At 72.0% G+C, this 12,718-nt stretch carries 14 protein-coding genes, 1 pseudogene and 1 riboswitch; of the genes and pseudogenes, 9 read left to right on the top strand and 6 right to left on the bottom strand.

Going from position 1 to position 12,718, the window contains the following annotated elements:
- Positions 1-81: 81 nt before the first annotated feature.
- Entirely contained in the window at positions 82-525 is a 444-nt protein-coding gene (locus ACIO3P_RS23725) for an ATP-binding protein (protein WP_329823118.1), read from the top strand.
- 60 nt (positions 526-585) lie between these two features.
- Here ACIO3P_RS23725 and ACIO3P_RS23730 read toward each other — a convergent pair whose 3' ends face one another.
- The 3 genes from ACIO3P_RS23730 to ACIO3P_RS23740 form a co-directional block, all read right to left on the bottom strand.
- On the bottom strand, positions 586-1,059 hold the full coding sequence (locus ACIO3P_RS23730) for a C40 family peptidase (RefSeq protein WP_329823117.1): 474 nt from the start codon (positions 1,057-1,059) through the stop codon (positions 586-588).
- Between the two features lie 3 nt (positions 1,060-1,062).
- A riboswitch (cyclic di-AMP (ydaO/yuaA leader) is annotated at positions 1,063-1,259 on the bottom strand.
- A 305-nt stretch (positions 1,260-1,564) separates the two neighbouring features.
- Complete coding sequence (locus ACIO3P_RS23735; RefSeq protein WP_329823116.1) at positions 1,565-1,873, bottom strand: hypothetical protein; 309 nt, start codon at positions 1,871-1,873, stop codon at positions 1,565-1,567.
- 6 nt (positions 1,874-1,879) lie between these two features.
- Positions 1,880-2,506, bottom strand: coding sequence for an ATP-dependent Clp protease proteolytic subunit (locus tag ACIO3P_RS23740; protein ID WP_401852053.1), 627 nt, complete (start codon positions 2,504-2,506; stop codon positions 1,880-1,882).
- 70 nt (positions 2,507-2,576) lie between these two features.
- Here ACIO3P_RS23740 and ACIO3P_RS23745 point away from each other — a divergent pair, with 70 nt between their 5' ends.
- The 8 genes from ACIO3P_RS23745 (at position 2,577) to ACIO3P_RS23780 (ending at position 9,523) form a co-directional block, all read left to right on the top strand.
- Positions 2,577-2,885, top strand: a complete 309-nt coding sequence (locus ACIO3P_RS23745) for a type II toxin-antitoxin system Phd/YefM family antitoxin (protein ID WP_401852055.1) — start codon at positions 2,577-2,579, stop codon at positions 2,883-2,885.
- 251 nt (positions 2,886-3,136) lie between these two features.
- A complete protein-coding gene (locus ACIO3P_RS23750) occupies positions 3,137-3,439 on the top strand; it encodes an urease subunit gamma (protein ID WP_329823113.1) in 303 nt (100 codons plus the stop codon).
- 13 nt (positions 3,440-3,452) lie between these two features.
- Positions 3,453-3,764 (top strand): urease subunit beta, encoded by a 312-nt coding sequence (locus ACIO3P_RS23755; RefSeq protein ID WP_329823112.1) that lies wholly within the window; start codon positions 3,453-3,455, stop codon positions 3,762-3,764.
- A complete protein-coding gene (locus ACIO3P_RS23760) occupies positions 3,757-5,514 on the top strand; it encodes an urease subunit alpha (RefSeq protein ID WP_329823111.1) in 1,758 nt (585 codons plus the stop codon). The genes ACIO3P_RS23755 and ACIO3P_RS23760 overlap by 8 nt, the downstream gene beginning before the upstream one ends.
- Positions 5,515-5,563: 49 nt before the next feature.
- A complete protein-coding gene (locus ACIO3P_RS23765; RefSeq protein ID WP_329823110.1) occupies positions 5,564-6,238 on the top strand; it encodes an urease accessory UreF family protein in 675 nt (224 codons plus the stop codon).
- A gap of 82 nt (positions 6,239-6,320) precedes the next feature.
- A complete protein-coding gene (gene ureG, locus ACIO3P_RS23770) occupies positions 6,321-6,998 on the top strand; it encodes an urease accessory protein UreG (RefSeq protein WP_401789974.1) in 678 nt (225 codons plus the stop codon).
- Positions 6,995-7,777 carry an urease accessory protein UreD gene (locus ACIO3P_RS23775; RefSeq protein ID WP_401852058.1) on the top strand — a complete coding sequence of 261 codons (783 nt, stop codon included), beginning with the start codon at positions 6,995-6,997 and terminating at the stop codon, positions 7,775-7,777. Before ureG ends, ACIO3P_RS23775 begins: the two co-directional genes overlap by 4 nt.
- A 150-nt stretch (positions 7,778-7,927) precedes the next feature.
- Positions 7,928-9,523, top strand: coding sequence for an alpha/beta hydrolase (locus ACIO3P_RS23780; RefSeq protein WP_329823107.1), 1,596 nt, complete (start codon positions 7,928-7,930; stop codon positions 9,521-9,523).
- 60 nt (positions 9,524-9,583) lie between these two features.
- Here ACIO3P_RS23780 and ACIO3P_RS23785 read toward each other — a convergent pair whose 3' ends face one another.
- The 3 genes and pseudogenes from ACIO3P_RS23785 to ACIO3P_RS23795 all read right to left on the bottom strand — a co-directional run bounded on the left by ACIO3P_RS23785 (position 9,584) and on the right by ACIO3P_RS23795 (position 12,697).
- On the bottom strand, positions 9,584-10,633 hold the full coding sequence (locus ACIO3P_RS23785) for an NAD-dependent epimerase/dehydratase family protein (RefSeq protein WP_401852059.1): 1,050 nt from the start codon (positions 10,631-10,633) through the stop codon (positions 9,584-9,586).
- 65 nt (positions 10,634-10,698) lie between these two features.
- Positions 10,699-11,415 (bottom strand): lysophospholipid acyltransferase family protein, encoded by a 717-nt coding sequence (locus ACIO3P_RS23790; RefSeq protein WP_401852061.1) that lies wholly within the window; start codon positions 11,413-11,415, stop codon positions 10,699-10,701.
- Between the two features lie 269 nt (positions 11,416-11,684).
- Positions 11,685-12,697, bottom strand: a pseudogene (locus ACIO3P_RS23795) (GlxA family transcriptional regulator).
- Positions 12,698-12,718 lie beyond the last annotated feature (21 nt).

Below are 12,718 nucleotides of genomic sequence, written 5' to 3' on the forward strand. Positions count from 1 at the left end.
CGCAGCACGGTTCCGAGGCCGTCCGCGCAGCCATCAGCTCTGCGCCGGAGTCCGGTCCGGCGGGAAAGGGACAGCGTCGCCATGGCCGACCACCAGGAAGCATCCATCACCCTGCCGAGCGAGCCCGCATCGGTGCCGACGGCCCGAAGATATGTCGCGGAGCTCCTCACCGACTGGGGGCTGCCGGGCGAGGCGGCCACGGCGGACACCGTCCGGCTGATCGTCTCCGAGCTGGCGACCAACGCCGTGCAGCACACCTTCGGCCAGTCGCCCACGTTCACCGTGGAGGTACGGCTCGACCGCGAGGAGCAGTTGCGCGTCGGGGTCACCGACAGCCATCCGCGCTGGCCCCAGCGGCTTCCGGCCGCCGTGCAGCAGGACAACGGCCGCGGGATGGTCATCATCCGCTCGCTGACGGCCGAGGCCGGCGGGCGGGTGTCGGTCATCCCGACGGACGAGGGCGGCAAGACCGTCTGGATCGCGCTGCCCTGGACGGTCCCGCTGACGCCGGCCACCCCTGCCTGAGGTCTTCCAGGGCATGGAGGGACTTCCATGCCTCCCTGGGGCGGGGCGGCCGGCGGGTGCTCACTTCACCCGGCCGTACCAGACCTTCTTGGACCAGATCCTCTCCAGCCGTACCAGCGAACCGGTCTTCGGCGAGTGCCAGATCTTTCCCTTGCCCGCGTAGATCCCGACGTGGTACACGCTCCTCCCGTAGTGGAAGAAGACCAGGTCACCCTTGCGCCGCGAGGACGAGGAGATGTGCCGCGTCTTGTTGTACTGGGCCTGTGCCGTTCGGGGGAGCTTCTTCCCCGCCTTCTTGAACGAATAGAGCGTCAGACCCGAGCAGTCGAAGCGGTGCGGGCCCGTCGCGCCGTACCGGTACGGGGACCCCTTCTTCGACGCCGCGACCTTCAGGGCCTTGACGCTGAGCGTGGCGGCCTCGGCCTCTGACGCCGCGCCAGGTGCCAGCATGGTGCCGGCGACCGCCGCGATCGTGAGGGCCGATACGGCCCCCGCCCGGGACAGCAAGGACGGGACATGTGTCTGCGCAGTCATGCGCAACCCTTCGTCAGCCGCCTGTGAAGGATGACCTGTCGGGTTCGGACTGGCGAAGTTGCCCGGCCGCGTGAACGGCTTCACCCCGAGGGACGACCACGACGGGCGTCGTCCCGTACTGCCTGGGTCCTCCACTCCTGCCGATCCACTCCTGTCGACCCGACATCCGGAACGGCGGCAGGACTCGGCGTCCGCCCGGACCGCCCCGCCGGGGGTGGCGGGGGCTTGTCGTCCCAGGGATCTTGACCCAGAAACCAGTGGATTTCCGAGTTGAAACGACGATATGTGAAGTTCCTCACCCTTGGTCCATGTGGGTGGCGAGGGGGTGTTCCGCTCCCGGCCGGCGCGGGCCGATGAGGGCCGTACCTGCGACGTAACGATCAAGCGCGCCGACACTCCGGTCGGTTCGCGCAACTCGTCTCGCCGAATCCGTCCAGTCAGTTCATACGCCGAATGTGCGAGTCCTTCTCATATGGGCGCGGCCATACGGGAAGGCGACGCCCCGTCAGGCCGGGTGCTCGGGCGGCACGGTGACCCGCGCGGCCCGCCGTTCCCCGTCGAGCGTCCGCAACGCCCTGGCCAGGGTCGCCGCGTACAGCTCGCTCTCGCCCCGCCGGTGCATGGCCGTCAGGGCGTCCCGCAGCCCGGCCACTTGAGCCGGCAGCGCCTGGGCCGCGCGCAGGGCGCCGTACGTGTCCGTCCCGCGCGCCGGGTTGATCCGGCCCAGCAGGTCCACGATCCGCAGATAGTGGTCGACGACCTCGCCCTCGGCCCGGGTGAGGGCGGGCAGCGGCGGCAGTTCGGGTGGCAGCACCGGCGCTCACCGCCCGCCGGCGGAGGTCTTGCGGTTCTGGACGACGTGGTCGATCAGTCCGTACGACCGCGCCCCCGGCGCGTCGAGGATCGTGTCCCGGTCGATGTCGCCGGCGATCCGCTCGGTGCTCCGTCCGGTGTGGCGTGCCAGCGTCGCGGTGACCAGCTCCCGCAGCCGCAGCAACTCCTGCGCGTGGATCATCAGATCGGACGGCTGTCCCCGCATCGGCTCCTCGGCGGCGGGCTGCCGGAGGACGATCCGGGCGCCGGGCAGCGCCAGCCGTTTGCCGGGCGCGCCCGCCGCCAGGAGGACGGCGGCGGTCGAGACGGCCTGGCCGAGACAGGTCGTGGCCACGTCGCAGGTGACGATCTGCATCGTGTCGTGGATCGCGGACATCGCGCTGATGGAGCCGCCAGGCGAGTTGATGTAGAGGCTGATGTCCTGGTCGGGCGCGGCGTACTCCAGGTGGATGAACTGCGCGATCACATCGTTCGCCGCGGTGTCGTCGACGGGCGTGCCCAGGAAGACGATCCGGTCCTCCAGGAGCCGGGAGTACGGGTCGAGGGTGCGGGTTCCGTTGCTCGTCCGCTCGGTGAACTCGGGCAGGACGTGGCGGGCCGAAGGGCGGTTCATGGCAGACCTCTCCTCATGATGCGGCTCTGTAAAAAATGTACAGGACGTACAGGCCGTTAGAATGGGGAGCATGGCCTATGAGATTCCGGTGACGCAAGCCCGGGCAGAGCTCGCCGATCTGATCAACCGCGTCGTCTACGGCGGTGAGCGCGTGGTCGTGACCCGCCACGGGAAGCCGCTGGTCGCGCTCGTGTCCGCCGCTGACCTGGAACGACTGGAGAGCGAACCGGAGGAGGTGGAGGAGACGGAGGAGCGTGTCGTCAGCTCGGTCTCGGCGATCCGCCCCCTGTCGTCCGCTCCGGGCGAACCGCGCCGGTTCGGCATCGCCGCGGAACACCGGCCGGATGGTGGTGAGCGCCCTCCGGGGTCCGGCAGGTGACCCCTCGCGACGGCTGGGGGCGGCGGGCCCCCGTGCGGGTTTCCACGCGGGTCCCCGTGCGGGTCTCCGTATACGAACCGGTGCGCCGGGAGGCCCCGGGGCGCACGAGTTAACGCGTTGGAAAAACTTCCGTCCTACGGTGCGATCCCACAGGTGGGGCGAGTTCCGACCACCGTTCAACAGAGTGTTGATGTTGGCTAGGATCGCGCTGCGCCCGGCCGGAACCGGGCCGGAGACGATGAGGTGGAAGCGTGCAACTGACCCCGCACGAGCAGGAGCGCCTGCTCATCCATGTGGCAGCGGACGTGGCCGACAAGCGCCGGGCGCGTGGACTGCGGCTGAACCACCCCGAGGCGGTCGCCCTGATCACCTCGCACATCCTCGAAGGCGCCAGGGACGGCCGCACCGTCGCCGAACTGATGGCGTCGGGACGCACGGTCCTCGGCCGCGGCGACGTCATGGAGGGCATCCCCGAGATGATCCACGACGTCCAGGTGGAGGCCACGTTCCCCGACGGCACCAAGCTCGTCACCGTCCACGACCCGATCGTCTGACGGGGGAGCGCCGATGATTCCCGGAGAGATCCTGTACGCCGACGAGCCCGTGGCCCTCAACGAGGGGCGCGAGGTCACCCGGCTCACCGTCGTCAACACCGCCGACCGGCCCGTCCAGGTCGGCTCCCACTACCACTTCGCCGAGGCCAACCCCGGCCTGGAGTTCGACCGGGCCGCCGCGCGGGGCAAGCGGCTGCACATCGCCGCGGGCACCGCAGTCCGCTTCGAACCCGGCATTCCCGTCGCCGTCGCACTCGTACCCCTCGCCGGTCTGCGCATCGTGCCAGGACTGCGCGGAGAGACCGGAGGTTCCCTCGATGACTGACGCGTCAGAGCCGGCGGGGCGACCCGTACCGTACGAGCTGTCCCGCGCCGGTTACGCCGACCTGTTCGGCCCCACCACCGGCGACCGGATCCGGCTCGCCGACACCGATCTGCTGGTCGAGATCGAGGAGGACCGCTGCGGCGGGCCCGGACGCGCCGGGGACGAGGCGGTGTTCGGCGGCGGCAAGGTGATCCGTGAGTCGATGGGGCAGTCCCGTACGACCCGGGCCGAGGGCGCGCCCGACACTGTGATCACCGGCGCCGTCGTCATCGACCACTGGGGCATCGTCAAGGCGGACATCGGCATCAGGGACGGCCTGATCACCGGCATCGGGAAGGCCGGCAATCCCGACACCATGGACGGGGTCCACCCGGACCTGGTCATCGGCCCCGAGACCGAGGTCATCGCGGGCAACGGGCGGATCCTCACCGCCGGCGCGGTCGACGCGCACGTCCACTTCATCTCGCCCACGATCGTGGACCAGGCCCTGTCGGCCGGGGTCACCACCCTCGTCGGCGGCGGCACGGGACCGGCCGAGGGCACCAAGGCCACCACCGTCACACCGGGCGCCTGGCATCTCGCCCGGATGTTCGAGGCGTTGGAGACCTTCCCCGTCAACATCGGGCTGCTCGGCAAGGGCAACACGATGTCCCGCGACGCGATGCGTGCCCAACTGCGCGGCGGAGCACTCGGATTCAAGATCCACGAGGACTGGGGCGCCACCCCCGCCGTCATCGACGCCTGCCTCCGTGTCTGCGAGGAGAGCGGCGCCCAGCTCGCCATCCACACCGACACACTCAACGAGGCAGGCTTCGTCGGGGACACCCTCGCCGCCATCGCCGGACGCACCATCCACGCGTACCACACCGAAGGTGCGGGCGGCGGCCACGCACCCGACATCATCACCGTCGTCTCCGAGCCGTACGTCCTGCCCAGCTCCACCAACCCGACCCGGCCGCACACCGTCAACACCATCGAGGAACACCTCGACATGCTGATGGTCTGCCACCACCTCAACCCGGCCGTGCCCGAGGACCTCGCCTTCGCGGAGTCCCGGATCCGGCCCTCCACCATCGCGGCCGAGGACATCCTGCACGACCTCGGAGCCATCTCGATCATCTCCTCCGACGCCCAGGCCATGGGGCGCGTCGGGGAGGTCATCATGCGGACGTGGCAGACCGCGCACGTGATGAAGAAGCGCCGCGGCGCCCTGCCCGGCGACGGGCGCGCCGACAACCACCGGGTCCGCCGCTACATCGCCAAATACACCATCAACCCGGCCATCGCACAGGGCCTCGACGGGCGCATCGGCTCCGTCGAGACCGGCAAGCTCGCGGACCTGGTGCTCTGGGACCCGGCGTTCTTCGGGGTGAAGCCACAGGTCGTCGTCAAGGGCGGCCAGATCGCGTACGCGCAGATGGGCGACGCCAACGCCTCCATCCCCACCCCGCAACCGGTGCTGCCCCGCCCGATGTTCGGGGCCCTGGGACGGGCGGCGGCGGCCACCTCCCTCAACTTCGTGGCCCAGGCGGCGATCGAGGACGGGCTGCCCGAACGCCTCGGCCTGGCCAAGGAGTTCGTACCGATCGGCAACACACGGCGGACCACCAAGGCCGACATGCGGGAGAACGACGCGCTGCCGCGCGTGGAGGTCGACGCCGACACGTTCACGGTACGGATCGACGGCGAGCCGGTGGAGCCCGCGCCCGCCGCCGAACTCCCGCTGGCCCAGCGCTACTTCCTCTTCTGATGGGGGCCCTCACGAAGGTCTGCGGCCCGGGTCCGCGGGGAGGCGCGCGATGAGCCGCGCCGCCCTGCTCGTCCTCGCCGACGGCCGGTTCCCCGCCGGCGGCCACGCCCACTCCGGCGGCGCGGAACCCGCCGTCAAGGCGGGCCGGATCCGTGACGCCGAGGACCTGGCCGCCTTCTGCCGGGGACGGCTGCACACCACCGGGCTCACCGCGGCGGCGCTCGCCGCCGCGGCGGCCCGGGGCCTGGACCCCCTGGCACTGGACGAGGCCGCGGACGCCCGTACGCCCGTACCCGCCCTGCGGACCACCGCCCGCAGGCTCGGCCGCCAGCTCATGCGCGCCGCCCGCGCCACCTGGCCGAGCGCGGAACTGGACGCGCTCGCCGCCGCCCGCCCGCGCGGCGCGCACCAGCCCGTCGTGCTCGGGGTGACCGCGCGCGCGGCGGGCCTCACCCCCCTGGACGCCGGGCACTGCGCGGCATACGAGAGTGTCAGCGGCCCCGCCACGGCGGTCGTACGGCTGCTCGGGCTCGACCCTTTCGAGGCCACCGCCGTCCTCGCCCGGCTCGCGCCCGCGCTGGACGAGGTCGCCGCGCGGGCCGCCGCGTGCGCGGAACGGGCCGTGGACGAGGGGACCGGCGCGCTGCCCGCCCCCTCCGCCCCGCTGCTCGACATCATGGCGCAGGCCCACGCGCAGTGGCCGGTCAGGCTGTTCGCCTCGTGAGCCCGTAACCGTCCCGGCCCGAAGCCCGTCCCCGTCCCCGCACCCGCGCCCGTACCTCCCTTTCACACACCGGAGCCGCACCATGCATCTCGACCACGGCCACGCCGGCCCGGCGGCCGTCTCCGCCGACGCCGTACGCCCCGACGGACGGCGCCGCGCCCTGCGCATCGGCCTCGGCGGGCCCGTCGGCTCCGGCAAGACGGCGACCGTCGCCGCGCTCTGCCGCACCCTGCGCGACCGGCTCTCCCTCGCCGTCGTCACCAACGACATCTACACCCGCGAGGACGCCGAGTTCCTCCTGCGCCACGCCGTCCTGCCGCCCGAGCGCATCCAGGCCGTCGAGACCGGCGCCTGCCCGCACACCGCGATCCGCGACGACATCTCCGCCAACCTCGAAGCCGTCGAGGACCTGGAGGACACCGTGGGACCGCTCGACCTGATCCTGGTCGAGTCCGGCGGCGACAACCTCACCGCCACCTTCTCCAAGGGCCTCGTGGACGCCCAGATCTTCGTCATCGACGTGGCGGGCGGCGACGACATCCCGCGCAAGGGCGGCCCCGGCGTCACCACCGCCGACCTGCTGGTCGTCAACAAGACCGACCTCGCCCCGTACGTCGGCTCCGACCTCGACAGGATGGCCCGCGACGCCAAGGAACAGCGCGGCGAACTCCCCGTCGCCTTCACCTCGTTGAAGAGCGAGGACGGTGTGCGGCCCGTCACCGACTGGGTGCTCGGCCGGCTCGCCGACTGGACCGCATGAGCGTCCGCGCCACCGCCCGGATCGTCGCCACCCGCACCGGACTGCCCGTACTGACCGGCGAGGGGCCGCTCGCGCCGCGCCGCACCCGCGCCACCGGACCCGGCAGCCGCGTCACCGTCGTCGGCGCCATGAGCGCCCCGCTCGGCGGCGACCGGCTCGCCGTCGAGGCCGAGGTACGGGACGGGGCCACGCTCACCGTGGACACCGCCGCCGCGACCGTCGCCCTGCCCAGCCGCGTGCCCGAACCCGCCCACTACGACGTGCGGCTGACCGTGGGGGAGGGCGCGGAGCTGCGCTGGCTGCCCGAACAGCTCATCTCGGCGTACGGCAGCGAGCTGCGCATGCGCACCCAGGTCGAACTGGCCCCCACCGCCCTGCTGGTGCTGCGGGAGGAACAGATCCTCGGCCGTCACGGCGAGGCCCCCGGCACCCTGTTCAGCCGGCTCACCGTACGGCGCGCGGGCCGCCCCCTCCTCGACCAGGAACTCTCCTACGGGCCCGGCGCACCGGCCGGCTGGGACGGCCCCGCGGTCCTCGCCGGCCACCGTGCCGTCGGTCAACTCCTCGTGGTGGCACCCGGGTTCGAGGAGAAGCCCGTATCGCCGATGCTGCTGGGCGAGGCCGCCGTACGCACCCCGCTCGCCGGACCCGGCGCACTCGTCACGGCGGTCGCCCCGGACGCGCTGCTGCTGCGCCGTGTCCTCGACGAGGCGCTGGCCGACCTGCTCGACGGGCTGCCCGGCCGTCCACCGGAAGACCCGCCCGAGGGCCTTCCGTAGGGCACCGGCGCGACGGTGTACCGCTGAGCGGAGGCGGCTCACCGGTTATTGGTTGGGTAAAGAAATCCCCATCCGCCCTGTTCCCGGCGCCCTCACAGGCGAAAGGATCCGGGAAGCTCGCACGTAACAGCGCCGCGCGGGCGGCGCTCCATGAGGGGGAGGTACCACGTGAGACGCACCGCAGTGCTCGGCTCGGCGGGCACACTGCTCGCCGGCACGCTCATAGCGGGCGCCATGGCCGCTCCGGCGGCGACCGCCGACGGCCGCCACCAGGGCGACCCGGCGGCGTACGGCGCGAAGACCGCCGCCGAGCGGGCCGCGAAGAAGGGCATCGACTGGCAGGACTGCCCGGCCGACTGGGCGCTGGAGAAGCCCATCCAGTGCGGCTACGTCAGCGTCCCGCTCGACTACGCGAAGCCCCACGGCCGGCAGATCAAGATCGCCGTCGACCGGATCGGCTCCACCGGCACCAAGGACGAACGCCAGGGCGCCCTGATCTACAACCCCGGCGGCCCCGGCGGCTCCGGACTCGCCTTCCCGCGCCGCGTCGTCACCAAGAACGCCGTCTGGGCCGACGCCGCCAAGGCGTACGACTTCGTCGGCTTCGACCCGCGCGGCGTGGGCCGCTCGACGCCCATCTCCTGCATCGACCCGCAGGAGTTCGTCAAGGCGCCGAAGGCCGACCCCGTCCCCGACAGCGAGGCCGACAAGCGCGCCCAGCGCAAGCTGGCGGCCGAGTACGCGGACGGCTGCAAGGAGCGCAGCGGCTGGATGCTGCCGCACATGACGACCCCCAACACCGCACGCGACCTGGATGTCGTCCGCGCCGCCCTGGGCGAGAAGAAGCTCAACTACCTGGGCGTCTCCTACGGCACCTACCTGGGCGCCGTCTACGGCACGCTCTTCCCGACGCATGTGCGCCGGATGGTCGTCGACAGTGTGGTCAACCCGTCGAAGGAGAAGATCTGGTACCAGGCCAACCTGGACCAGGACGTCGCCTTCGAGGCCCGCTTCACGGACTGGCTGGAGTGGGTCGCCAAGAACGACGCGACCTTCCACATCGGTGACACCACCGCCAAGGTACGCAAGCAGTGGGACGCCCTGCGCGCCGCTGCCAAGAAGAGCCCGCTCGGCGGTGTGGTCGGACCCGCCGAACTCCTCGGTGTGTTCCAGAGCGCCCCGTACTACGACTCCTCGTGGGTGCCCACCGCGACCCTCTGGAGCAAGTACGTCGCCGGGGACCCGCAGCCGCTCATCGACGCGGGGTCGCCCGACCTCTCCGACACCGTGGGCAACGCCAAGTCGGAGAACGGCAACGCGGTCTACACCGCCGTCGAGTGCACCGACGCCAAGTGGCCCACCAGTTGGCAGAGGTGGGACCGGGACACCACCCGGCTCCACCGCGACCACCCGTTCCTCACCTGGTCCAACACCTGGATGAACCTGCCGTGCGCCACCTGGGGCGTCAAGCAGCAGACCCCGGTGGAGGTGGGGACCGGCAAGGGGCTGCCGCCGGTGCTGATCACCCAGTCCACCCGGGACGCCGCCACGCCGTACGGGGGCGCCGTCGAACTGCACAAGCGGTTCAAGGGCTCGCGCCTGATCACCGAGCGCGACGCCGGTTCGCACGGCATCACCAACCTGGTGAACCCGTGCGTCAACGACCGGGTGAAGACCTACCTCCTGACGGGCGCCGTGGACCGCGCGGACGTGACCTGCGCCCCGCACGCCACGCCCAAGCCGTAGGGCCGGCCGCTCCACGGTGAACGGGGGCGGCCGGCCCGAACCGGCCGCCCCTCACACTCCTCACGCCCCTCCCCTTCGCTCCAGCCAGGCATCCTCCGCCGCATACCCGAAGAGAGCGTCCCGGCCGTACGTCGTGACCATCCGGGGGAAGGCGTCCTCCCACCCCCGCTCGCGCACCTGCCCCTCCAGCCACGCGACGGTCCGAGGCAGCGACTCCACATACCCCGTCACCGCCCGGTAGCCCAACTCCCGCTCCGCCGCGGTCATGTCCAGGACGATCGGATGCTCCAGGCTCCACGGCGTATCGCCGACGCCCCCGTCCGGCGGAGCCCCCTCCACCAGCACCGTCCCGGTCTCCCGGCCCATCACCGTGTCGATCGCCGCCCCGATCTCCGCCACCGTCGGCGCCTGCGGATCCCCGGCGTTCAGCACCCGCGATCCCGGCCGCAGCGCCGCCAGCCTGATCAGCTCCGCCACGTTCGACACATGCGCCGGATGGAAGCGGCTCCGGCCGCCGTACGCCAGCACCCGCCGCCGGCGGCCGTCCAGCAGCCGCTGGACGAAGTACAGCTCGCGCGGGGAGCGGCAGTACGGGCCGTGGATCGCGCCCGCCCGCAGCAGCGTCACCGGCAGCGCGCCGCCCGCCGCGAGCAACTCCCGTTCCAGCAGCACCTTCCGGGCGGCGTACGTCGCCTCACCGGGCGCCACCGTACGCTGCGTCTCGGGGACCGGCACCGGGAGCCGCGGGGCGCCGCCCGGCTCGCCCTGCGTGCCGAGGCTCCGGCCCGCGTCGTCCTCGTACACCGAGACGCTGGAGATCACCACGGCCGAACCGATCCGCCCCGCCAGCGAGACGAGCTGCCGGGCGTGGGCCGCGCCGTACGCCGTCACGTCCACGAGCACGTCGCACCCGTCACCCACCACCGCGGCGAGCGCCGCGTCGTCCTCCCGGTCCAGCCGTACGGTCCGCACCTCCCCGGGCCACCGCTCGTCCACACCCCCGCCGCGCGAGGCCGCGCACACCTCCCAGCCGTCCCCGGCGAGCGCCCGCACCGCGGCACGCCCCACCTGTCCTGTCGCACCGATCACTACCGCGTTTCCCCTGGTCATACGAGGCACGCTAGAGGCGGGGGAGGACCGTGGCCCAGGGCCTTTCGCCGGTGGCGAATCCGCTGTCAGCGACGCGAACGGGGAAACTTCCTGCCCGGCGCGGCCTTCGCCTGCTCCGCCTTCACCTCGGCCGCGTACCGGTCGACGTACTCCTGCCCGGACAGCCCGAGGATCGCGTACATGATCTCGTCGGTGACCGCGCGTACCGCCGCCTTCTCGTTCTCCAGCCCCGCGTAGCGCGAGAACTCCAGGGGCTCACCGAACCGGATCGTCACCTGCCTGATCCTCGGCAGGACCTGCCCCGGCGGCTGGATCTCGAAGGTCCCCACCATGGCGCACGGCACCACCGGCACCTGCGCCCTGATCGCCATCACCGCGACCCCCACCTTGCCCTTGTAGAGCCGGCCGTCGTGCGAGCGGGTGCCCTCCGGGTAGATCCCCAGCAACTCCTCCTCGGCGAGCACCCCCAGCCCCTCCCGGATGGCCGCCTGCCCCGCCTCCTTGCCCGAGCGGTCCACCGGGATCTGCCCGGCACTGCGGAAGAAGAAGGCGGTCAGCCGCCCCTTGACCCCGGGGCCCGTGAAGTACTCCGCCTTGGCAAGGAAGGTGATACGCCGTTTGATGATTGCGGGCATCAGGAAGTGGTCGGAGAAGGAGAGATGGTTACCGGCGACGATCGCCGCGCCCTCGGCGGGGATGTGCTCAAGACCTTCGATCCTCGGCCGGAACAGCAACCGCAACAGCGGCCCCAACAGCACGTATTTCAGGACGTAGTAGAACACGAGCGCTCCTCACTGGCCCGACCGGCCACAGGACGGCGTTGTCCCAGGTCAATGGCGATTCGGCGGACGCAAGTGTATGTGCAGGCGCAGCCGGTTGTAACCGCCCGCGGCGCCGGTTCAGGTGCGCCGGATGAATGCAAGGTGCCGGAGGGAAGCCTGTTTTCCGTTATCGCTTTCGGGCAAGCCCGTGCGCCGCCCCGCAAAACAATTCGGCTCACAACGTCAACGCCGCACACGTAAGGCGACCGCCGTACCCGCGTGGCGGATCGTCAGGAATCGCGGAATGGAGTCGGCGCCGGTCTGCCCGGACCCGAGGCACGGAATGTGCGCCGGTACGCCGACGGGGCGACCCCCGCCTCCGCCGCCAGGTGCCGCCGCAGCGAGGTGGCGGTGGCGAAGCCGACCTCGTGGGCGACCCGCTCCACCGGCAGGTCGCTGGACTCCAGCAGACGCCGCGCCCGCCGCAGCCGCTGCTGGGTCAGCCAGCGGCCGGGGCTCAGACCGGTCTCCTCCCGGAAGCGCCGGGCGAAGGTACGGGTGCTCATCGCCGCGTGCGCGGCCAACTCGTCCAGCGAGAGGGGCAGTTCCAGCCGTCCCAGCGCCCAGTCGCGGGTCGGCCCCGTGCCGGCGCCGCCTGCCGGCGGCACCGGCCGCTCGATGTACTGCGCCTGCCCACCGTCCCGGTACGGCGTACGACACAGTAACGGGCGACCTGGTTGGCCACCTCGCTGCCGTGGTCCTGGCGCACCAGGTGCAGGCAGACGTCGACACCGCTCGCCGCCCCCGCGGAGGTCAGCACGTCACCGTGGTCGACGAAGAGCACGCCGGCGTCGAGCTCGACCCGGGGGAACAGCTCCCGGAAGTCGTCGGTGAGCGCCCAGTGGGTGGTGGCCCGCCGCCCGTCCAGGAGACCGGCGGCGGCCAGCAGGAAGGCGCCGGTGCAGATGGACACCAGACGGGTGCCGGGGCGGACGCGGGCCAGGGCGCCGAGGGCCCGCGGGTCCGGGGCGGCGGCCGAGGCCCGGGAGATCGCGTACGGAGGGATGACCACGGTGTCCGCCTCGGCCAGCACCTCGGGACCGTGCCCAGGGGTGACGGTCAGGTCCGCGTTCGTACGCGCGGGCTGCCCGTCCACGCTCGCGGACAGCACCTCGTAGCGGCCGTCGGCGGAACCCAGGACCCGGTGCGGGATGCCGAGTTCGAAGGGATAGACGCCGTCCAGGGCCAGGACGACGACCTTGTGGGCGCCGGGAACGCGGCGGGCGGCAGGGGCGAGGGGCATGGCAGGAATGTATCGGAGGAT

Source organism: Streptomyces sp. NPDC087310, from assembly GCF_044744405.1.
GTDB lineage: Bacteria > Actinomycetota > Actinomycetes > Streptomycetales > Streptomycetaceae > Streptomyces.